Source organism: Ilumatobacter nonamiensis YM16-303 (assembly GCF_000350145.1).
Classification (GTDB): Bacteria; Actinomycetota; Acidimicrobiia; order Acidimicrobiales; family Ilumatobacteraceae; genus Ilumatobacter_A; species Ilumatobacter_A nonamiensis.
In genome coordinates this window covers 1-18,990 of record NZ_BAOL01000183.1, presented here as the reverse complement: position 1 = coordinate 18,990, position 18,990 = coordinate 1, and the positions used below count along the sequence as shown (strand labels likewise).

The 18,990-nt window shown below is 66.9% G+C and carries 27 protein-coding genes; 10 read left to right on the top strand and 17 right to left on the bottom strand.

Annotation, left to right across the window (positions count from 1 at the left end):
- A partial coding sequence (locus ON45_RS16155) for a cupin domain-containing protein (protein ID WP_148288728.1) occupies positions 1-1,219 on the top strand: 1,219 nt, incomplete at its 5' end.
- Positions 1,220-1,237: 18 nt separating this feature from the next.
- On the opposite strand, the gene ON45_RS16150 is transcribed toward ON45_RS16155, so the two are convergent.
- From ON45_RS16150 to ON45_RS21690, 5 genes are read right to left on the bottom strand one after another with little or no spacing between them, the layout of a single operon-like run.
- Positions 1,238-1,582 carry an STAS domain-containing protein gene (locus ON45_RS16150; RefSeq protein WP_040495057.1) on the bottom strand — a complete coding sequence of 115 codons (345 nt, stop codon included), beginning with the start codon at positions 1,580-1,582 and terminating at the stop codon, positions 1,238-1,240.
- Positions 1,579-2,016 carry an ATP-binding protein gene (locus ON45_RS16145; protein ID WP_148288727.1) on the bottom strand — a complete coding sequence of 146 codons (438 nt, stop codon included), beginning with the start codon at positions 2,014-2,016 and terminating at the stop codon, positions 1,579-1,581. Before ON45_RS16145 ends, ON45_RS16150 begins: the two co-directional genes overlap by 4 nt.
- A 5-nt stretch (positions 2,017-2,021) precedes the next feature.
- The gene (locus tag ON45_RS16140; RefSeq protein ID WP_158412467.1) at positions 2,022-2,702 is read right to left on the bottom strand and encodes a sigma-70 family RNA polymerase sigma factor; all 681 of its coding nucleotides are present in this window, start codon (positions 2,700-2,702) and stop codon (positions 2,022-2,024) included.
- Positions 2,703-2,722: 20 nt separating this feature from the next.
- Entirely contained in the window at positions 2,723-3,085 is a 363-nt protein-coding gene (locus tag ON45_RS16135; protein ID WP_040495053.1) for a hypothetical protein, read from the bottom strand.
- A complete protein-coding gene (locus ON45_RS21690; RefSeq protein WP_158412465.1) occupies positions 3,085-4,191 on the bottom strand; it encodes a PP2C family protein-serine/threonine phosphatase in 1,107 nt (368 codons plus the stop codon). The genes ON45_RS16135 and ON45_RS21690 overlap by 1 nt, the downstream gene beginning before the upstream one ends.
- Positions 4,192-4,410: 219 nt before the next feature.
- On the opposite strand from ON45_RS21690, the gene ON45_RS22765 reads away from it, so the two are divergent.
- Positions 4,411-5,085, top strand: coding sequence for a PAS domain-containing protein (locus ON45_RS22765; protein WP_040495051.1), 675 nt, complete (start codon positions 4,411-4,413; stop codon positions 5,083-5,085).
- Here ON45_RS22765 and ON45_RS16120 read toward each other — a convergent pair whose 3' ends face one another.
- Genes ON45_RS16120 through ON45_RS16105 form a run of 4 tightly spaced genes read right to left on the bottom strand, consistent with a single transcriptional unit; the run spans position 5,086 to position 8,120 of the window.
- Positions 5,086-5,673 carry an SAM-dependent methyltransferase gene (locus ON45_RS16120; RefSeq protein WP_158412463.1) on the bottom strand — a complete coding sequence of 196 codons (588 nt, stop codon included), beginning with the start codon at positions 5,671-5,673 and terminating at the stop codon, positions 5,086-5,088.
- Positions 5,666-6,613 carry an acyl-CoA dehydrogenase family protein gene (locus ON45_RS23175; RefSeq protein WP_158412461.1) on the bottom strand — a complete coding sequence of 316 codons (948 nt, stop codon included), beginning with the start codon at positions 6,611-6,613 and terminating at the stop codon, positions 5,666-5,668. Before ON45_RS23175 ends, ON45_RS16120 begins: the two co-directional genes overlap by 8 nt.
- Entirely contained in the window at positions 6,610-7,347 is a 738-nt protein-coding gene (locus tag ON45_RS16110; RefSeq protein ID WP_051063195.1) for a PIG-L deacetylase family protein, read from the bottom strand. Before ON45_RS16110 ends, ON45_RS23175 begins: the two co-directional genes overlap by 4 nt.
- Positions 7,347-8,120: a glycosyltransferase family 2 protein gene (locus ON45_RS16105; RefSeq protein ID WP_051063194.1), complete on the bottom strand. Its 774-nt coding sequence runs from the start codon at positions 8,118-8,120 to the stop codon at positions 7,347-7,349. The genes ON45_RS16110 and ON45_RS16105 overlap by 1 nt, the downstream gene beginning before the upstream one ends.
- A gap of 111 nt (positions 8,121-8,231) precedes the next feature.
- Here ON45_RS16105 and ON45_RS16100 point away from each other — a divergent pair, with 111 nt between their 5' ends.
- Positions 8,232-8,840: a hypothetical protein gene (locus tag ON45_RS16100; protein WP_040495049.1), complete on the top strand. Its 609-nt coding sequence runs from the start codon at positions 8,232-8,234 to the stop codon at positions 8,838-8,840.
- A gap of 10 nt (positions 8,841-8,850) precedes the next feature.
- Positions 8,851-8,979, top strand: a complete 129-nt coding sequence (locus tag ON45_RS23925; protein WP_277619183.1) for a hypothetical protein — start codon at positions 8,851-8,853, stop codon at positions 8,977-8,979.
- 60 nt (positions 8,980-9,039) lie between these two features.
- Here ON45_RS23925 and ON45_RS16095 read toward each other — a convergent pair whose 3' ends face one another.
- The 5 genes from ON45_RS16095 to ON45_RS16075 all read right to left on the bottom strand — a co-directional run bounded on the left by ON45_RS16095 (position 9,040) and on the right by ON45_RS16075 (position 11,754).
- On the bottom strand, positions 9,040-9,837 hold the full coding sequence (locus ON45_RS16095; protein WP_040495048.1) for a hypothetical protein: 798 nt from the start codon (positions 9,835-9,837) through the stop codon (positions 9,040-9,042).
- Complete coding sequence (locus ON45_RS16090) at positions 9,834-10,280, bottom strand: ParB N-terminal domain-containing protein (protein WP_040495047.1); 447 nt, start codon at positions 10,278-10,280, stop codon at positions 9,834-9,836. The genes ON45_RS16095 and ON45_RS16090 overlap by 4 nt, the downstream gene beginning before the upstream one ends.
- 114 nt (positions 10,281-10,394) lie before the next feature.
- A complete protein-coding gene (locus ON45_RS16085) occupies positions 10,395-11,033 on the bottom strand; it encodes a histidine phosphatase family protein (protein WP_051063193.1) in 639 nt (212 codons plus the stop codon).
- 48 nt (positions 11,034-11,081) lie between these two features.
- On the bottom strand, positions 11,082-11,528 hold the full coding sequence (locus ON45_RS16080; protein ID WP_040495046.1) for a ferritin-like domain-containing protein: 447 nt from the start codon (positions 11,526-11,528) through the stop codon (positions 11,082-11,084).
- A gap of 64 nt (positions 11,529-11,592) precedes the next feature.
- Positions 11,593-11,754: a hypothetical protein gene (locus ON45_RS16075; RefSeq protein WP_206537716.1), complete on the bottom strand. Its 162-nt coding sequence runs from the start codon at positions 11,752-11,754 to the stop codon at positions 11,593-11,595.
- Positions 11,755-11,846: 92 nt separating this feature from the next.
- Here ON45_RS16075 and ON45_RS16070 point away from each other — a divergent pair, with 92 nt between their 5' ends.
- From ON45_RS16070 to ON45_RS16055, 4 genes are all read left to right on the top strand, one after another.
- A complete protein-coding gene (locus tag ON45_RS16070) occupies positions 11,847-12,989 on the top strand; it encodes a glycine cleavage T C-terminal barrel domain-containing protein (protein ID WP_051063192.1) in 1,143 nt (380 codons plus the stop codon).
- Between the two features lie 155 nt (positions 12,990-13,144).
- A complete protein-coding gene (locus ON45_RS16065; protein ID WP_148288726.1) occupies positions 13,145-13,954 on the top strand; it encodes a methylenetetrahydrofolate reductase in 810 nt (269 codons plus the stop codon).
- Positions 13,951-14,469 (top strand): DUF421 domain-containing protein, encoded by a 519-nt coding sequence (locus ON45_RS16060; protein WP_040495043.1) that lies wholly within the window; start codon positions 13,951-13,953, stop codon positions 14,467-14,469. Before ON45_RS16065 ends, ON45_RS16060 begins: the two co-directional genes overlap by 4 nt.
- 93 nt (positions 14,470-14,562) lie before the next feature.
- A complete protein-coding gene (locus ON45_RS16055) occupies positions 14,563-14,793 on the top strand; it encodes a hypothetical protein (protein WP_040495042.1) in 231 nt (76 codons plus the stop codon).
- Between the two features lie 33 nt (positions 14,794-14,826).
- Here the strand turns inward: ON45_RS16055 and ON45_RS16050 are convergent, their stop codons facing one another.
- Together ON45_RS16050 and ON45_RS16045 are read right to left on the bottom strand one after the other, a co-directional pair.
- A complete protein-coding gene (locus ON45_RS16050) occupies positions 14,827-15,840 on the bottom strand; it encodes an aldose epimerase family protein (RefSeq protein WP_040495041.1) in 1,014 nt (337 codons plus the stop codon).
- A complete protein-coding gene (locus ON45_RS16045) occupies positions 15,840-16,640 on the bottom strand; it encodes a hypothetical protein (RefSeq protein WP_085946556.1) in 801 nt (266 codons plus the stop codon). The genes ON45_RS16050 and ON45_RS16045 overlap by 1 nt, the downstream gene beginning before the upstream one ends.
- 89 nt (positions 16,641-16,729) lie before the next feature.
- Between ON45_RS16045 and ON45_RS16040 the strand changes: the two genes are divergently transcribed.
- Together ON45_RS16040 and ON45_RS16035 are read left to right on the top strand one after the other, a co-directional pair.
- Positions 16,730-17,746, top strand: a complete 1,017-nt coding sequence (locus tag ON45_RS16040; protein WP_040495040.1) for a daunorubicin resistance protein DrrA family ABC transporter ATP-binding protein — start codon at positions 16,730-16,732, stop codon at positions 17,744-17,746.
- Entirely contained in the window at positions 17,743-18,546 is an 804-nt protein-coding gene (locus ON45_RS16035) for an ABC transporter permease (RefSeq protein ID WP_040495039.1), read from the top strand. Before ON45_RS16040 ends, ON45_RS16035 begins: the two co-directional genes overlap by 4 nt.
- Here ON45_RS16035 and ON45_RS16030 read toward each other — a convergent pair whose 3' ends face one another.
- Complete coding sequence (locus ON45_RS16030; protein ID WP_040495038.1) at positions 18,547-18,828, bottom strand: hypothetical protein; 282 nt, start codon at positions 18,826-18,828, stop codon at positions 18,547-18,549. It abuts the gene before it with no gap.
- Positions 18,829-18,990 lie beyond the last annotated feature (162 nt).

Sequence of the window (18,990 nt, the reverse complement as noted above, 5' to 3'; positions counted from 1 at the left end):
CCCGGCGAGCACTCGAAGGACACCGGCGACGAGGCCTGACCTGCACCGGGTTCCCGACCAGCCTGCTGCTGCGCCGTCGTCCATCGGAGGCGACGGCGCATTGGCGCGCTGTGTCGGCGACGTCGATCGCTTCGAGTCGCACCATTGGGGCCGCGCCCCGCTGCTGCGCCGGAGTGAACGATCCGAGGGGTCCGCCACCTTCGCTGACGTGTTCTCCACGGGCGAACTCGATGCGTTCCTCGCCAGCGGAATCCGCCGGCCGGTCGTCAGGCTGGTCCGTGACGGTTCGCCGCTGCCGGGAGAGAGCTACACCAGTCGGGTCCGGCTCGGCGGGACCGACTTTCGTGATGTCATCGCACCGGAGCGGGTTGCCGAGCACTTCGGCGCTGGTGCGACGGTCGTCGCACAATCGCTGCATCGGACGCATCCGACGGTCCGCGCGTTCGTGGAGCAGCTCGGCGACGAGATCTCCCATCCGATTCAGGCCAACGCGTATCTGACACCCCCGAACGCGACGGGTCTGGCACCCCATGCGGACGGCCACGACGTGATCGTGCTCCAACTCGAGGGATCCAAGCATTGGACCGTCGAGTCCCTCGGCGACGTCGACCTGGAACCCGGCGACACGCTCTACGTGCCGGCCGGGTACGAACATCGCGCCACGTCGAGTCACCGAACATCACTGCACCTCACGTTGGGCATCTTGCGCGTCACGTACCGGTCGGTTCTCCAGCGGGCCCTGCGGAACGGACCGGCAGTTCTCGACGATCCGCTCCCCCTTCGCTATCGCAGCAGTGGCAACGGAATACGGCCCGAACTCGAGGAGCTGCTCGGAGAAGTCCAGCGGTACATCTCATCGCTCGACCCTGCCGAAATCGAGCGGACGGAGACCGAACGACGAACCGTGCGGCCTCCCCGTTCCGGCGACCTGTCGGCAGCCATCGCGTTGGCGGGACTGGATCATCAGGCGGAGCTCGTCCGGACCGGGGATCCATGGACCGTGACGGTGATGGAGGAAGCGGAGACCGACTCGACGATTCGCGTCGAGGCAGCTGGGCACTGGTTGTCCGCGCCCGGCTCGTGCGCGGCAGCGATCGAACAACTCGCGTACGGCGCCGTGGCGCGCGTGGGAGCGCTCATCGGCCTCGATGACGACAGCCAACTCATTCTCGCTCGGCGGATGGTCGGAGCCGGACTCTGCCGGATCGCCGAGCGGTGATCGGTGGGATCGTGGTGATCAGTCCGGCTCGACCACGACGTTGAGGAAGTCGTAGAGACCGCCCACCTTCATCACCGTGATCTGGAACGGCGTCGACACGACCACCTCCAAACGGCAGCCGACGCGATCGAGGCCATGCCGGAGCCGGATCAGGCTGCCGAGCGCGGCGGAGTCGATGATCGTCGTCTTGCGCAGGTCGACGGTCAGGTGTTGCAGCGTCTCCGACAGCGCCGCCCCTGCTCGATCGAAGCGCGCCACCTGGAGCCGGTCGAACTCGCCGATCACGCGCATCTCGGCTCGCGGATTGTCCAGATCACCGCGCACGAAGATCTCCAGATCGAGCCGTCCGGACGATTCGCTCATCGGACGATCCCGAAGCCTGCGACGGGAAGCGTCACGGTCGAACCCGCCCCCGAGGTCTCGAACTCGATCGTGGGCACGAGCGCCCGAGCCAGGGCCAGTCCGCGGCCGCGTTCCTCCGGATCACCGCTGACATGGTCGGGCTTCACGGACGCCGCGATCTGATCGGAGAAGCCGTCGCCGGTGTCGATCACCCGCACGAGATCGTCCGCACCGAAACGCACCTCCAGGACGATCGGTCGACCGTGCCCACCGCGGGCGTGCTCGTCGATCGCATTGGCGACGATCTCCGTCAACGCGACGAGAAAGGAGCTTTCGGTGTCGGCGTCGCGGAACGTGACCACTCGGCGCACGGCCGAGCGGCTGATCGCGATCGACACCAGCGATGGTGGCATGTTGAGTCGGAAGATCCCCGTGGTGGGGGCGTCGGTCGTCATGCTGTTCACGGCATCTCCTCGCACACTTCGAGTTCGGCGCGCAGGTTCTCGATCGCCGCCGAGAGTCGACGGTGTACCTGGGGTTGCGAGATCCCGATGAGCCGGCCGATCTCGGACTGCGTCAGGCCGTCGCGAAATCGATACTCGATCAATGCACGCTCGTCGTCGTCGAGATTCGACATGGCGTGCGAGAGCAGAGCCGCATCCATGGAGTTCACCGGGTCGGCGGCGTCGATCCCCTGGTGCTCGACCGATGTCGTGAACCGAGCCTCGCGCGCACGAATCGCTTCGACCACCCGCTCGCCTTCGAACCCGGTTTCATCGGCGACTTCGCCGACCGACGGCGACCGACCCAGCCGCGACGTCAACCGTTCGGATGCAGCGGCGACGGTGATCGAGTCCTCCTGCAGTGCGCGCGGGACCCGCACGCCCCACCCGTGCGACCTGAGGTGCTTCTTGAGTTCCCCGTTGATCGTGACGACCGCGAACCGGACGAACGCGCCGCGCTCCGGATCGAACCGTCGGCACGCGAACAGCAACCCCATCCGAGCCACCTGACGGAGGTCCTCGTCGAGTCCGCTCCCGAAGCTGTATCGACGCGCCAACCGGTCCGCGAGCGCGAGATGACGCTCGAACAGCTCCTCCTCCGATGCGCCGAGCGGCGCGGCGTCGTGAGAATGACTCATCACGAACGCTCGGGTTCCGATCATCCCACCGACGCGGACAAGTGAACGTGTGGCGCCTGTTCCGCGAACGTCACGTCGAAGAACGACTCGACCAATTCGGTGACCTCGCCCAACGGAGCGGCGTCGAGAATGCCCTCCGCATCCTGGAGACGCAGCTCGACGTCCAGCACCTCGCCGTCCATCCGGACGGTGACCTCCTCGATCTGACGTGGCGACAGCGCGGCGATGCAGTCCTCGAGCGGCACATCGAGTGATTCCAGGATCGCGAGGTCGAGATCGGCCTCCGCGCCGAGTTGGTCCACGACCGCGAGCACGACTCGGAACATCATCGAACTCTCGCAGCCATCGAAGTCGCAGCGCACCGCCTCCAGCGGCTCGGCCATCACGCTCCACCTCGTCCCGTCCGACGATGGATGACGACCGCCGTGATGTCGTCGGTGACCCGTCCGCCGTCGATGTAGCTGAGCACGTCACCGATCACGTCGTGGGCCGTTCGAAGCGGCGTCTCCGACCAGTGGGCTTCGATTCGGTCGCGGAGCCGATCGGATCCGTACAGCGATCCGGCGGGCGATCTCGCGTTGGAAGGACCGTCGGAGAAGAGGGCCACACCGTCACCGCGACCGAGCGTCGGCCGCGTCTGCACCTCGTAGGCGTGGTCTCCGACGACTCCGAGGGGAAGCTCGGCGTGGAGGTCGAGACGGCTCACCGTTCCACCGGTGACTCGCCACGCCGGCTCGTGGCCGGCGTTGACGAACTGGACACCGTCGGCATCGATCCGGCAGCCGAGCGCCGTGACGAAACATCCTCCGTCGAACTCGGCGAACAGAGCAGCGCTCGCTCGGTTCATCTGCTCGTCCAGTCCATGCCCGGTTCGGCGGGCGTTGCGAATCGCCGAGAGTGCCAGCACGCTCGCCATCGTGGCGGCGACGCCGTGCCCCATCCCGTCGAGCGAATACGCCCACACAGCTCCGTCGGACGCCGCGTAGTCGAAGGCGTCGCCCGCGACCTCGTAGGCCGGTTCGAGGACGCTCCCGATGGCGTACTCGCCGAGCAGATCGGCGCGGTTCGGCAGGGCGGCCCATTGCATCTCGGCCGCGACGGACATCTCGGTGCGACGACGGACTCGTTCGAGTTCTTCGAAACGATGACGATGGCCGTTCGCGATGGGGCCCAACAAAGTGACCAGTTGCTCGGAGGGCGGAGGCGCCGAGGCGTCCGTCCGCACGACGAGGACGGGTTGCTCCCGGTCGGAGATCGGAAACCATCGGACGTCGTCGACGACCTGCGGCCGATTCTCGAGCATCGCCAACCGCAGGTCGTCGTCGAGTGGGTAGGACGCGGAAGCGCTCGGATCCGCGCACACCTCGACCAGCCGGTCGAAGGCATGATCGATCGCGAACAAGGTGGCATCGTCACCGAACAGATCGGACAACGCCCGCACCACTCCGTCGAAATCACGGGCCTCCGCGACGGTCAACAGGTCGGCCATCCGTGCACCGTATCCCTCGCACTCCCAGCCATGGCGAACACGTACCCCATTCTGCGCCGATGAATTCGGCCGGTTCACCGATCTTCCGGACATCTCGCGCTCGATCACGCAGCCGTGCTCGAGGGCCAGCAGACTCACCCGCAGTGACATATCCTGACCGCGAACACACAGAAGCTCGAAGTACATTTCCTGTGGGCGGTCGTTGAGCAAAGGCCCGAGATGAGACATCCCTCGATCCACTTCGAAACCGATCCGGCCGGCCGGTCGGTCGCCACGGTCGTCGGCGAGGTCGACAGCGCCACGGCACCGTTCCTCCGCCGCGAGCTCCTCGCTTCCAGCTCCCCCGAGGTCATCGATCTCCGCTTCGTCAGTCTGCTCTCGGCGGCCGGTGTCAGTGTCCTGCTCGAAGCGTTTCGTCGTCGTCCGTACCGGACGGTCGGCTCGACGGTCGTCGAGCGCGTGCTACGCGTGCTCGAACTCGACCAGATGCTCGACCTCGTGCATCCGGACGGTGCGCCCGCGCTGGACACGGCACCGTTCGGTGTCGCCGTCCACGATCATGATCTCCGTTTCGTCTATGTCAACGAGGCGCTCGCGACGATCAACGGGCTCCCGGCGTCGGAACACCTTCATCGTCACCCCGCCCAACTGTTCGACGTCGAGCACGACGACATCTCGTCCGTGATCCGCGCGGTGGGGACGACGCACCATCCGCGCCAGATCCGTGTGAGCGGAGCGACAGCCACCGGGCGAACCGCGTCGTGGCGCTGTTGCTACCGCCCGGCACGGTACGTGCAGGATGGCGAACCGTGCGAAGTCGTGATCGCCACGGTGAAACGCGAGGCCGTGAGCGGCGTGGCACCCACGAGGCTGTCGTTCGACGCGCGGGTCTGATCAGGCTGAGCGCGTCCAGACACCCGCTTCGAACGACGGGTCGATGCACTCGACGGTCCGTTCGAGCCAGCCGACCGAATCGAGCCACGTGGCGATCTCCGCACCGGGCCGCGGATAGTTGGTGGCGCCGGTGTAGTGAACAGCGAGCAGGTCGCCACCGGGCTCCAACCAGTTCTGGAGACCCGCGATGGCCCGGCTCGCTCCGCGGGTGTTCAGGTAGTAGGCGACCTCGGACCACACCACCAGATCGCCGGTGCCCTCTGGCCAGAAGCCGGGAAAGGTCTCGTGGCGCACGTGCACCTGGGGGGCATCGGCCAGCCGATCACGTGCGTTGACGACGGACGGCTCGTGGAAATCGAAAGCGACGAGCTCGTCGCAGCGCGTCGCGAGCAGCTCGGTGAACGATCCGATCGAGCAACCGGGCTCGAGCGCCCGTCGGTAGCGCTGCCGCGGAAGCAGACTCAGGGCGATCTGGTACTTCCGGCGCTCGTACCACGACGTGTCGAACCTCCACGGATCCGAGTCATCGGCGTACATCGCGTCGAAGTAGTCATGCGCCATGTGGGTGGTCCCGACCGAATCACTCACCGGAATGCTCGCTCCGACGCGACCCGATCTCGCCGAGTTCGCGCTCGCCGTGGTGTTGACGCAGGTACAGGTGGGTGTCGGCGAAACGCCTCGCCACGGTCGCTTCGGTGGTGAACGGTCGTGGACCGAACGCTCGGCCGAAACGATCGAGGACATCGGCACACATCCGTTCGCTCAGATGCCGCAACGAGCGCGCTCGATGCTCGGCGGCGGCCCGGTCGCGCGGCGAGGCATCGATCTGCAATCCAGCCGAATCGAACAGGGCCTGGAGCCCCCAGGCCGACGCCTCGAGTGCACCGGTCTGCGCTCGTCGATGGGGATCGGAGCCGTCGAAACGCTCAGCGGCATCGACCAGTCCGATGGCCGCTCCTGCCCAGCATGCAGCCGGCCCGCACGCGCCGTGCCAGAAACCCACCCGGTCGAGGTACCAGCCGGACGGACCGACGATCCGGTGGTCGGCGACCGGATGGCCCGCGAAGTGGACGTCGCCGGTTGCGGTGTCGCTCAGTGCTGCGGTCGCCCAGACCGCCGTGTCGAGTTCGAGGCTGTCGGTCGGATCGACGGCGACGTCGAGGAGTCGTTGACCGCCCGTGTCATCGACGACCGTGACGAGGGCCCGCTCGACGATCCCGAGTCCGCTGCAGAACGGCTTCGTCCCACTGATCGTCGAGGTGGCGGGGTCCCAGGCCGCGCTTCCCGCCGACGCCCACACCCCGTAGAGCGCTCCGCCCACCGGTTCACAACCGGCCTCGGCCAGGATCGACATCGCATCGCAGTGCGCCTCCGCGAGTCGAGCAACCCCGACCGGGTACGTCCGCGCGAGTTCGATCAGCGCACGATGTCGGTCGGACGTGGCACCGCCGCCTGGGTGTGGCAGGTCGAGGCGCCCGGACACGAGCAGTTCGTGCATCGCCTCGCTCGTGGAACCGTCGGTGGTCACGACCACTCCTCCGGCTGCGCAGCGAGGAAGTATTCGCAGGACCAGGACGCAGGCTCCGCGATCCGCTCATCGAGGATCGGATCGTCCTCGCCTGGGCTTCGGAACTGGCTCGCGTGCCGACGAATCGCCCGACGTTTCGTGGCCTGCGTGGCGACGTCGAGTTCGAGCGCCAGGAGGTGTCTGCGGTCGATCTCGTTCGCGAGCCGGTGGTGCCAAGTCCAGAACAACGAGAACACGAGTGTTGCGGGGATTGCACGCACGGCATCCACCGACGCCCGTCCGCACGCCTCGTGATCAGGATGAACATCGCGATTCCAGGTGGTGACGAGCAGGTCGCCGGGACGAAGGAGTTTCTCGAGTCGATCGCGGACGGCGTCTTCGGATTCGGCCACCCGACCGTCGGGGACACCGAGACGTTCGATCGCAGACTGGTCGACACCCAGGACGCGGAGCGCCGAGCACTGCTCGGCGCGGCGCCGAGATGCCAGATGGTCGTCCCCGTCGGGGTCGTAGGCGGCCTCGCCGTCGGTCACCGCGACCACGACCACCTCCAGGCCGCGGGCTCGCTGCAACGCCACGAGGCCACCGGACGACAAGGATTCGTCGTCTGGATGCGGGGCGAGGACGATCGTTCTCCGCGGCGGTGGAGACCATGGCATCGCGGCGTCCAGCGTCGGGCCCCACCGGTCGGACAGCGACCCGCGCGCCCGCGTTTCGGTTTCGCGGTCGGTCATCACGCGACCGGCTCGTCGAGCGCCGAATCGAGGACGGCGAGGTCTGCAGCGAATCCGGCGGGGGCGCGTCCGACGGTCCGCGCACTCGTCGTGACCTTCAGCGCCGTGGTCGCGAGCACGGAGCCGACCTCACGCAGTCGCTCCCAGAGGTCGTGATCCTCTCCGGTGGCGAGCGGGTTCCATCCGCCGGCCGTGCGGAACGCGTCGGCTCGGAATCCCAGATTGGCACCGTGAACGTGCGGATGGTTCACGCCGTCGCCGTGCGAGTAGGAGCGGTTGAACGAATCCACCAGGGCAAGATTTCCCCACGGATCCCTCTTCAGTTCCACGATGCCCGCGACGCCCACGATGCCGGTCGTTGCAAGATCGACTTGCACCGTCAGCCAGTCCGGACTGACACAGGTGTCGGCGTCGGTGTTCGCGATCCACACACCCTCCAGATCTGTCTCGGAGTCGACCAACGCGCACTCGGTGCCCAACTGCCGCGCCGCTCCTGCGGTCCCCATCTGGGAGTCGAGAACGACATCTCCGTCGTCACCGCGCAACGCGTCGAGCGCTCGGGCGATCGTGCGGTCGGTGCAGCGGTCGGCGACCACGACGATCGTGCACGACACGTCGGCCGAGAGTCGGCGCCGAGCGGCCCGGATGCTGTCGAGACAGTCCACGATCGTGTCCTCCTCGTCCCTGGCGGGAACGACGACGACGACACGGTTGATCGGAGCGACAGGGGCATCGAGAGAAGCAGTCGATATCGGACGACAGGACGGGAGCATGGGCCCTCAGTACCCGAACGCAGCGAGTTCTATCCCCCACCTCGACCCATCGAGGCCGATGAACATTCGACGCATGCATGGCTCGATGACGCTCGGGGTACGTCCGCCACCATGGAGAACGATCTCGGACTTCGAGACATTGCACGCGTGATCGCCCCGGACGCGGAGATCGCGACCACGTCCAACCCGGAACCAGTGCTTCGCGCCTACAACGTGGTCGGGGTCTTCAACGAGGAGCAGGACTCCCGCGATGCCGTGCTGGCACTCGAGAGCATCGACGCCGACGACGCCGCGATCGGACTCGTGACCCTCGGACACGTCGAGCATCCGACCGGCATCCAGCCCGAGGATCGTCGGATCACGGGCGAAACACTCCGCCGAGCCGGCATCGGGGCGGCCATCGGCGCAGTCATCTCCGCACTGGTGATCGGACTCGGCGCCCTCGCGTTCTCGACCTCCACGGTGGCGATCGGCGGAGCGATCGGCGGCGCACTGTTCGGAGCGTTCATCGGCGGCCTCTGGGGTGCCTTCGTCAAGTTCGGTGGGAGCGACGCCTACCGGCAGTCGTTCGGCCCGGACGACCGTGCCACCACACTCGTCTCGCTGCACACCGACAGTCGCGATCACGCACAGGAGGCGCGGAGCCTGATGGGACTGATCGCCGGCACCACGCCGACGATGGTGCGCCGGGACGAACAGCGCGTCTGGGCCGAGGATTGACAGGGGACTCATGAACGACCATCCAGCAGGCCGACAAGCGGGCGACGGTCCGCCGTCGATCCCGAATCGCACGCTGCACTATGTGACGCTGGTGGTTCTGGCACTCATCGTCGTGGCGCTGATCGCCGTGATGCGTTGAGGCTCGCCGCCAGCCCGGGCTGACGAATTCCTCGTTCGCGACCTCGTTCCGCGTCAGGATTCAGCGCCGCGTCAACACGTTCCGTTCCTCCGCGAGATGGGCGATCGTGGCGGTCAGACCCTCGCTGAGGAACGCCACCAACGCGAGCGGACCCGCCAGTTCGACATCGCGCGCCATGGAACGTCTGATGGACGCGAAGGCACGTCCCGACTCGTGTTGCATCGACGCACGCCACCCATCCGGGATCATGCTCTCCACGAGCCCGATCACACCGCGCAACAGCCACCCGAGTCCGGGGATCGGCAACAGCCGGCGTCCCAGCAGCAGCGACACCGACCCGGCGACGACGCGGTCGGTGAACACGGTGTAGCGATCCTCGAGCACCACCTCTTGCACCCGGTCCCACTTCGTGTTCCGGCTCCGCACCAGACCCGTGATCGAGATCGCTTCGTCCGAGACCGTCACCGTGAAACGGCTCCCGATCAGGTCGAGGACCCGTCGTGTCCGCCCGTCCGCGAGCACCCCGTCGGGTTCGGCATCGATCCATCGGCCGAGGAGTGGTCCGAGGCCCGCCGTGAACGGCTCCGCAAGGGGGAAGTCGGGTGCAGGATCGAGCTTGCTGAGCAGTCGGGGAAGCCGAGCCTGGTCAGGATCTCTCCCGACCATCGTCGTCGCGTCGCCACCGAACGGATCGTCGAGTTCGTCGAGTTCCGGATCGTCCGTGTCGACGAGGGGCTCGAGATCCTCACCGTCCGGGTCGTCGTCACCCCAGATCCCGCGGAAGAGATCCTCGCCTTCGTGCACCGCGGAACCGACGCTTCGCGCCACCCAACCTGCGACTCGGTCCAACCCCGTCATTCGAACTCGGCCTCGAACCGGGAGCGTGCTTCGGGTCCGTCGAATCCCACGACGCACCAGTACGAATCCTGACCCGCTCGTCGGAGTCCTTCGGCACGGTGATTCCCGTCCTCGAGCACCAGGTGATCGTCCTGCCAGGTCGCGACGAACGGCGGCGGAACCCAGCCATCGTCGACCGACTCCTCCATCGCCTCGACCGTCTCCTCGTCGTCGTCGGTGAGGCGATCGAGCGTGGGTTGATCCGGGGGGCCGGCCAGTCGGTGCAGCCGGTCGAACGGCAATCGGACCGGTCCCGTCCAGTCGTCGTACTCGCCGCTCAATTCCTTGCCGAGCTCGGCGTTGTCGCTTCCGTCACTGGCGAGGAATCGAGCGACCCAGTCGTCGAGTCGGCCCGCCTCCGATGCCGAACGTGCACTCTCGACGGTGAACTCCTGATCAGACATGGAGGGCTCGTACCCCGCCGGCCGCCGATGTACTCATCGAACGCCGAGACCGATTCACAGGGCCGGCGAACGTGCTCGCCTGCCCCGACCCCGGATTCGTACCCGTTCGTCACCTCAACCAGATCGGATCGCGGGATCGAGATGGCGAGTGTCGTTGTACGAGCGCAGGGTCCACTGCTCGCCGGATTCGTCGAACTCCCACTCCGTCAACCCGGTGTGGGACGGCACGATCCGGGCGATGTGCGCGCCGGTCGGTACCTCGAGCCGAAGTCGAAGCGACGCCATGATCACGCCGGCGTGACAGACGGCCATCACGGTCTGGTGTTCGTGCTCGGACGCGAGGCGATGCATGGTGTCGTCGACTCGTTCGTGAAAGCTGTTCCAGCTGTCGCCGCCCGGGGCGAAGGCCCGGTCGGGTTCGGCGATCATGTCGAACGACCCGAAGCGGCTCGGGTAGTCCTCCCAGTCGACTCCGTCGGCTTCGCCGGTGTGTACCTCACACAGCGCACAATCCTGCGGGACTGCACCGAGTCCCAACGCAGGAGCGATGGCGCGCGCCGTTTCGATCGCACGCGGGATCTCACTCGTCACGATCGCGTCCACGTCGAGGCGCTTGGTCGCCGCGAGATGGCTGCTGAGTGCGTCGGCCTGGGACCGACCGAGATCGGTGAGGCCCCGGCAGCCGGTCGGACCACCGATCGGGCCGTGGAAGCCGGCAAATGCATCACCGTGGCGGACGAGGATCAGGCGCATGCCGCGAGCGTAAGTGCCGGCACGGTCGGCGACGACTCTGGTCGCCGATCAGTCGGTGGCGTCGTGCTGGGCCTTGACCTCGTTGCGCGCCGTGGTGATGTCCGCGAGTTGGCTCTGGACGGTCGTGCGCAGATCGGCGGAGATGTCCTCGGACAGCGCCTTGTCGTACGTCTCCACGGCGTGATCTTCACCCTGGACCGCAGCACCGAGCACTCCGTCAGGGTCCGAGCCGGAGATCGCATCCTTCAGCGACATCCAACCGCGGTGCACCGCAGCGGCGAACGAGCCGTCCTCGTCGATGTCGTCGCCGTAAGCCGCAGCCATCGCCTCGAGGTCTGCCGAGAACTGCTGGCGCTGTTGCGCATGGCGGTCGAACATCGCCGCCAGGTCGGGGCGATCGAGCGACCTCAGCTTGTCGGCACCCTCGGCGAATCCCTTCCTTCCGTCTTCGAGAACCTCGATGAGCTTCTTGGTGACCATGGCATCCTTGGACATGATTGGTACTCCTGTATCTGTTGCTGGTTTGTGTCGATGGTGGGGGACGTCACCGGTCGCGACGTCACGACAACGGTTGCGGTCCCGGCTCGGGCACATTCGGGTCCGGGTCGGGAACGGGCTGTGGAACCACGGGCTGCGGCGTCGGATCCGGATCGGGAATCGTCGGCGTGTGGGTCGGGTCGGGTTCCGGAATGATCGGCTCCGGTTGCGGCAGATCGGTCATGGTGGAGGGGTACCCCGGACCCCGGATGTCCATGCACCGAATTCCGATCGGTCGGTGCGATTGATCCGTGCCCAGACGGGTACCGCCCCTGGGTGAGTCTGGATCCCGAACTTCTCGCCGCCATCGGCCCTCGTGTCCGTCTGTCACCGTTCTTCGACCGGACGGCGGCGGCCGGTCTGCACTCGGTCACGTGCTACAACCACATGTGGCTCCCGATGAGCTACGGCGATCCAGATGCCGAGTACGAACGACTGACCACCGGTGTCTCGATGTGGGACGTGGCAGCGCAGCGCCACATCCAGGTCGCGGGTGCCGACGCGGACGCCGTCGCGCAGCTGGTCACCGTCGTCGACACCTCCGCCGTCGGTGTGGGGTCCGCCGCCTACGCACCGATGGTCGACCACGACGGGCGACTGGTGAACGATCCGGTACTGCTCCACGTCGGCGAGCGGGAGTGGCGATTCTCCGTCGCCGACAGCGACATCCGGCTCTGGGTCGACGCCACTGCGCGAGCGCACGCGCTCGACTGCATGGTGACCGAGCTGGACACCGCGACCCTCGCGATCCAGGGCCCGAAAGCCATGGAAGTGATGGACGCACTGGGCCTCGGATCGGCAAGCGACCTCGAATCCTTCGAGTTCCGTTCGATGCGGCTCGACGAACTGGACCTCCGGGTGTGTCGGTCGGGTTGGAGTACACAGGGCGGCTTCGAGATCTTCCTGGACGACCCGACCGGCGCCGAGAGGCTCTGGGACCTGGTGGCCGATGCGGGCGAGCATGTCGGCATCGGTCCGGGTGCGCCGAATCCGTCCGAACGGATCGAGAACTTCCTGCTCTCGTACGGCACCGATACGGGATACGACGCCGATCCGTACGAACTCGGCCTCGACGACGTCGTGGATCTGAGCTGTGGAGACTTCGTGGGTCGAGCCGCTCTCGAAGAGATCGCGTCGCACGCTCCGGCACGTCGCTTGCGGGGTCTGCTCCTCGACGGCGCGAAGATCGGTCCGCTCGCGCGACCGCTGGTCGTCGAGTCGAGTGGCGAATCGGTCGGCCGGCTGCGCGCCGCCGCATGGTCTCCACGATTCGAGCGGAACCTCGGGATCGCGCTCATCTCGGCGGCGATCGACGTCGGGGGCACGATCGAGGTCGTCGGACACGACGACGTCGAGCAGGGAGTGGTCGTCGACCTCCCGTTCGACGACGGCAACGGCACGGAGTGGCCGTCGCAGTGACGGCTTGTCCGAAGGCGATGGTGTTCGGACCGTGCGGCGGTGTTCGACCGGACGGCGGCTGCGAGGTGGATGGGCGTACCTGCCCGTTCGTCGGTCGACCTGCACCGACGTGGAACCACCGGCCGCACGAGCCCCGTCCACCGCACCTGCCCGACATGATCGTCGACATCCGACCCGACCCGGCGGCACGAGATTTCGACGGGTCGATCGATGTCCTGCTCGAAGCCGGGCTCGCTGGACTGATCGGCGACCACGTCGACGACCCGGTCGGCACGTCGACCCCCGACGTCGTCCGCTCCGTCGTCGATCGCGGCCTGCCGGTCGTGGCGACCGTCGCCTGTCGGAACCGATCGGTCGGTCAGTGCCGTCAGTCGGTGGAACGACTGATCGACGCAGGCGCGACGGGCATCCTCTGTGTCACCGGTGACCACCCGGCAGCGCGCTTCGGGCCGAACGCCTCTGCGACATTCGCCCTGGACAGCACCCGCCTCTCGTCGGTCGCGCGTTCGGTCGGCGCCTACGTCGTGGTTGCGGAGAGTCCGTCCAGCCCGCCGCGCCACGGACGGGCGCGGCGCACCCTCGAGAAGCAGCGAGCCGGCGCCGACCTGGTCATCCTGAACCATTGCGGAGGGGTCGCCGACCTCGAGCGTTTCGCGATCGACCTCGAGGACGAGGGAACGACGATGCCGATCGCCGCGCCGGTGCCGGTCGTCAGCGATCTCCCATCGCTCCGCGCACTGACCGCGTTTCCCGGCCTCGAACTCGCACCCGAGCTGATCCGTGACTTCTGCGCCGCGAGCGACCCGGGAACGGCGGGAATCGAATCAGCGATCTCCCTGGGTCGTCGACTTCGGAGGAGTGGACGATTCGCCCACCTGAACCTGTCGGGTCGGGCGACGAAGCGGGGTCATCTCGAACGCTGCCGCATCATGGCCCGCGTCGCCGAGGGGATTCGTCAGTCATGATCGCCGGCTGGGTCTGGTCGTCGTGGAGCGACGTCGGCACGGTGATCGTGTCGGCGGTCGTGATGATGGCGGCCGTCATCACGATCATCCGAGTCGTCGGCTTGCGATCGCTTTCGAAGATGTCGAGTTTCGACTTCGCGGTCACCGTTGCGATCGGCTCGATCACGGCATCGACGGTCGCATCGTCCACGCCGCTCGCGAACGGAGCCGTCGCCGTCGCGTCGTTGTTGGCCGTCCAAGCGGTGATCGCCGTGCTCCGTCGGCGCGCATCGTTCGACCGAGTCGTCGACAACACTCCGGTGTTGCTGATGCGGGACGGGATGATGATCGATGAGGCGATGTCGCGTTGTCGGGTCACCGAAGCCGACGTCATCGCCAAACTGCGCGAGGCGAATGCGCTCGAACTGTCGTCCGTCCGTGCGGTCGTGCTCGAGACGACTGGCGACATCAGCGTGCTCCACGGAGAAGGCCCTCTCGATCCATTGCTGCTCCGGGACGTCCGGGATCTCCGCTGACTCATCCCACTCGGGACCGGACGGACGGCTGCCCGGTTCGAGGACCGGTTTCGGCCGGAGCGGGTCGGGTATGTGTTCCGAATGAGACGATTCGTGAACATCGCCGTGGCATCCATCGTGACCGTGGGCCTGATCGGATGTGCCTCGGATGAGCCCGACGACGTGAATCCTGACGGGGTCGACGAAGTCGACGACGACAGTGGTTTCGACCCCGAGGTTCCCGACGGCGTCGGAACCGAGACCGATGAAGGCCGCAATCAGGGATTCGAGGAGGACGAACCGAGCGGCAACGTCGACGGTGTCGGCGGCGACTCCGACGGTTGATCATCTCCCGGCCCGACGGAGCGTCGTCGTGGATCAACTCCAGTCGAAGGCGTGGCGAGTGGTCTGGCGATACGTCTCACCGGGCCGGAGAACTGCGGAGCCGAATTCCGGGCGGTTCGGCGTGTCGGGCAACACCTCGGCCTCGAGACACAGAGCCGAGCCCGGCGGATCGATGTGGTCGGCGGTGTAGAGCTGGATTCCCGGCTGATCCGTGGTCACCGTCATTCTGCGGCCCGAGCTCGGGTCGCTCAGCGTGGCGGCGACCTCCCTCCCGTCGAGCACGAAACAGTGGTCGAACCCACGGCCCGTCTCCGGGTCGAGATGGCGTCCGATCGCGTCAGCGCGGCGGAAGTCGAAGCGTGTGCCGCCCACGGGCGCCAGTTCCCCAGTCGGGATCCGGTCCGCATCGATCGAGACGTAGCGCGACGATGACAGTTGGAGTTCGTGGCCACCGACGTGTCCACCTCCGGCGAGGTTCCAGTACGCGTGGTTCGTCAGCGCCACGACGGTGGGCGCATCGGTCGTCGCTGCGTAGTCGAAGGAGATCGACGTCGAGTCGAGGATGTACTTGATTCGAACCTCGAGGCGACCGGGAAAGCCCTGGTCGCCGGCCGCGCTGATGAGCGCGAGTTCGACCGTGGCGCTGTCGTGGTCGGACGACGTCGTCGCGTCCCAGACGGACCGATCGAACCCGATCGGACCGCCGTGCAACTGGTTGACACCTTCGTTCGGCATCAGCCGATGGACCATGCCGTCGAGTTCGAACCGGGATCCGGCGATCCGGTTCGCGTACCGACCGATCGTCGCACCGCCGCACCCGCGTCGGTAGGAGGGGACGTCGTCGGCGATCAACTCCCCCTGCGATCGGATGACGTTGGAGCGTTCTCCGCCACGATCCGGCACGTCGAGGCGCACCAGCGTTGCCCCGTAGGTCCAGACCTCCGCGCGGAGGTCGCCTGCAGACAGTTCGATGGCCTCGACGCTCGTCGGCGCCTGGCCCGCGTGTCCGCGCGATGTTCCGACCGCGCGGGTTTCCACCGCTGCCATCAGACCGACTCGGTGGGCTCGGGACTCTCCGACGCATCGCTCGGAAGCACGACGCCGCCACGATCGCGCTGCTCGTCGGGGTGACCGCCGACGAAATCGAAGGCCCACGTCAACCGGTCGCCGAACCGCTTGTCGTAGCGCTCCGACCGGCGCCTGGCCCGCTCGCGTTTGTGATCCGAGTAGAACCGATTCGCCCAGTGCGAGTTCGGGCGCGCGAGTCGCAGGGAGCTGAACAACGCGAGCATCGGAACGAACGCACCCAACACCGCGATTCGATACTTCCGCTTGGCGACGCAGACCACGATGCACAGCAGGTGCCAGCCGAAGACGACGACGGTGGTGACGATCGTGATCGCGAGGGTTTCTCCCTCGTCGACCTGGAACGGATTGGCCGACACGATCGCCAGACCCAGGCACGCGGCGGCCAGCGCGACGATCTCGACCGAAACCCGACCTTCCTCGCTCCAGTAGACGTCGTCGAGACGGAGGAGGAGCGCGAACTCGTCGAGGACGAGCGATGTGCCGGCGCCGACCAGCAACGCCGCGATCGCCGTCCCCCACGGGTCTCCATCGGTCGAGATGCCGGCGAACGCGCCCACGATCAGGATCAGCACGCCGGGCACCGCGTGGTGGACGTGAATTCCCGACGACGAGATCCGGTCGCGGAACGGTCCGCGTCCTGAGCGAATCATCCGGGTGATCAGGCGGGTGATCAGGAAGGTCACCACGAACGCGAGCAGTGCCAGGAACAACGGGAGTCGGCCCCGGTCGATCACTTCGCGTTCGAACCAGGTCCACACGAGGCCGAAAGATACTCCAGGTCCGCAGCGCGACCAGTTCCTCGAATTCACCCGAAACCTCGAGGTACCCCGCCTCTATCGTGGGCGCAATGACGGCAACGATCAGCGCCACCGGCCTGGTGAAGCGCTACGGCGAGGTCACCGCGCTCGACGGGTTGGACCTCTCGGTTCCCGAAGGCACCGTGCTCGGCCTGCTCGGACCGAACGGCGCGGGCAAGACCACGGCGGTGTCGATCCTCACGACCCTGCTCGAGCCCGACGAGGGCCAGGCCACGATCGCCGGGGTCGACCTGCGGACCCGGCCGGACGAGGTGCGCAGACGGATCGGGCTGTCGGGTCAGTACGCCGCGGTCGACGAGGTGCTCACCGGCTACGAGAACCTCGACATGATCGGTCGGCTCTACCACCTCGGCAAGGCGCGTTCGAAGACCCGCTCCCGCGAACTGCTCGAACGCTTCGACCTCGTCGATGCGGGCGACCGTCCGGTGAAGACCTACTCGGGCGGCATGCGCCGTCGACTCGACCTGGCCGGAGCGCTCGTCGCCGAACCGCCGGTGCTCTTCCTCGACGAACCGACGACCGGGCTCGACCCACGCAGCCGCATCGACCTCTGGGCCGTGATCCGGGAACTGGTCGCGAAGGGCTCCACGCTGCTGCTCACCACGCAGTACATGGAAGAGGCCGACCAACTCGCCGACGAGATCGTCGTGATCGATCACGGCACGGCCATCGCCCGCGGCACCTCCGATCAGCTGAAATCGCAGGTGGGCGGCGACCGCATCGATGTCTCGATCGACGATGCCGACCAACTGGGCCGAGCACGAGCGGTGCTCGAACGGGTCGCCGTCGGCGACGTCGAAGTCGACGCACCGGTCCGACGTCTCCTGGCACCGATCTCCGGAGGCGCCGGCACACTCACCACCGCACTGCGCGCGCTCGACGACGCCGGGATCGCCATCAGCGACGTCGGGCTGCGTCGTCCGACGCTCGACGACGTGTTCCTCACTCTGACCGGCCGGCGCGCCGAGCACGAGGAAACTTCCGAAGACGACGCCGGTCGGGAATCAGATCCGCGCGAAAGCACCAGCTCGGGAGCACCATCGTGAACGCCGTCACCGCCGTCTTCGCCGACACCTCCGTCATCGCGAAGCGAAATGTCATCAAGATCGTCCGCGTGCCCGAAGTGATGGTCTTCGTGCTGATGTCGCCGATCATGTTCGTGCTGCTCTTCGGCTACGTGTTCGGCAATGCGATCGCGGTCGAAGGAACGAGCTACCGGGAGTTCCTCATCGCGGGCATCTTCGCCCAATCGGTGATGTTCGGTGCCACGTTCACGGGCGCCGGGATCGCCGAGGACATGCAGAAGGGGATCATGGATCGCTTCAGGTCGCTGCCGATGTCCCGCTCGGCTGTCCTCGCCGGCCGCACGATCAGCGACGTGGTCTACAACCTGCTCTCGCTGATCATCATGGCGATCACCGGGCTCGCCGTCGGGTGGCGGATCCGCGGCTCGTTCCTCGAGGCGATCCTCGGGTTCGTCCTGCTCCTGGTGTTCGCCTACGCGGTGTCGTGGGTGATGGCGTACATCGCACTGCTCGTGCCGAGCGTCGAGGTGATCAACAACGCCTCGTTCATGGTGATCTTCCCGCTGACGTTCATCGCCAACACGTTCGTTCCCGCCGAGGACCTTCCCGGACCCTTGAAGACGTTCGCCGAGTGGAACCCGGTGTCGTCGGTGACGCAAGCGGCGCGCGAATTGTTCGGCAACATCCCACCCGGGGTGCCCGCGCCCGACGTGTGGTCGCTCCAGCACCCGATCATCTACACGATGATCTGGGTCGTGATCACGATTGCCGTGTTCGCACCGTTGTCGGTCAACCGCTACAAGCGCGCCAACCGCCGCTGATCACGCCGTCACGGTCGTGCCGTTGCCGGCGGTGTCGTCGGAATCGATCGTGTCGGCGAGCTTGTCGCCCGCAGTGTCGACCACTCCGGCGACGCGTCCGGTGACCTTGTCGGACACCTTCGACGCGTTGTCGGCAACCGCGCTCCCGACCTTCGACTGCGTGACCGTGCTCGCAGCGTCCCCGGCGAGACCGCCGACCTTCGACCGCTGCTCGTCGGTCATGTTCGACGCGAGGTATCCCCCGACGGCGACTCCGGCAATGAATCCAATGAGAAGTTTCATACGTCAGTTCTACCCCGATTCGATCGGGTCAATCCCCGGAGTCGGAGGTTCTGGAGATCAGACGTTCTTGGGAAGCTCGGAGAACGGCCGGACCTTGTCGTCGTTCGGTTCCTTCGGGAGGCCGAGCGCGCGTTCGCCGATGATGTTGCGCTGGATCTGATC

Bases quoted from the DNA above. Each gene is read 5' to 3' on its own strand.
- ON45_RS16150 (WP_040495057.1), bottom strand. From the start codon at position 1,582: ATGAGCGAATCGTCCGGACGGCTCGATCTGGAGATCTTCGTGCGCGGT.
- ON45_RS16145 (WP_148288727.1), bottom strand. From the start codon at position 2,016: ATGACGACCGACGCCCCCACCACGGGGATCTTCCGACTCAACATGCCA.
- ON45_RS16140 (WP_158412467.1), bottom strand. From the start codon at position 2,702: ATGAGTCATTCTCACGACGCCGCGCCGCTCGGCGCATCGGAGGAGGAG.
- ON45_RS16135 (WP_040495053.1), bottom strand. From the start codon at position 3,085: ATGGCCGAGCCGCTGGAGGCGGTGCGCTGCGACTTCGATGGCTGCGAG.
- ON45_RS21690 (WP_158412465.1), bottom strand. From the start codon at position 4,191: ATGGCCGACCTGTTGACCGTCGCGGAGGCCCGTGATTTCGACGGAGTG.
- ON45_RS22765 (WP_040495051.1), top strand. From the start codon at position 4,411: ATGAGACATCCCTCGATCCACTTCGAAACCGATCCGGCCGGCCGGTCG.
- ON45_RS16110 (WP_051063195.1), bottom strand. From the start codon at position 7,347: ATGACCGACCGCGAAACCGAAACGCGGGCGCGCGGGTCGCTGTCCGAC.
- ON45_RS16105 (WP_051063194.1), bottom strand. From the start codon at position 8,120: ATGCTCCCGTCCTGTCGTCCGATATCGACTGCTTCTCTCGATGCCCCT.
- ON45_RS16100 (WP_040495049.1), top strand. From the start codon at position 8,232: ATGGAGAACGATCTCGGACTTCGAGACATTGCACGCGTGATCGCCCCG.
- ON45_RS23925 (WP_277619183.1), top strand. From the start codon at position 8,851: ATGAACGACCATCCAGCAGGCCGACAAGCGGGCGACGGTCCGCCGTCG.
- ON45_RS16095 (WP_040495048.1), bottom strand. From the start codon at position 9,837: ATGACGGGGTTGGACCGAGTCGCAGGTTGGGTGGCGCGAAGCGTCGGT.
- ON45_RS16090 (WP_040495047.1), bottom strand. From the start codon at position 10,280: ATGTCTGATCAGGAGTTCACCGTCGAGAGTGCACGTTCGGCATCGGAG.
- ON45_RS16085 (WP_051063193.1), bottom strand. From the start codon at position 11,033: ATGCGCCTGATCCTCGTCCGCCACGGTGATGCATTTGCCGGCTTCCAC.
- ON45_RS16080 (WP_040495046.1), bottom strand. From the start codon at position 11,528: ATGTCCAAGGATGCCATGGTCACCAAGAAGCTCATCGAGGTTCTCGAA.
- ON45_RS16075 (WP_206537716.1), bottom strand. From the start codon at position 11,754: ATGACCGATCTGCCGCAACCGGAGCCGATCATTCCGGAACCCGACCCG.
- ON45_RS16065 (WP_148288726.1), top strand. From the start codon at position 13,145: ATGATCGTCGACATCCGACCCGACCCGGCGGCACGAGATTTCGACGGG.
- ON45_RS16060 (WP_040495043.1), top strand. From the start codon at position 13,951: ATGATCGCCGGCTGGGTCTGGTCGTCGTGGAGCGACGTCGGCACGGTG.
- ON45_RS16050 (WP_040495041.1), bottom strand. From the start codon at position 15,840: ATGGCAGCGGTGGAAACCCGCGCGGTCGGAACATCGCGCGGACACGCG.
- ON45_RS16040 (WP_040495040.1), top strand. From the start codon at position 16,730: ATGACGGCAACGATCAGCGCCACCGGCCTGGTGAAGCGCTACGGCGAG.
- ON45_RS16030 (WP_040495038.1), bottom strand. From the start codon at position 18,828: ATGAAACTTCTCATTGGATTCATTGCCGGAGTCGCCGTCGGGGGATAC.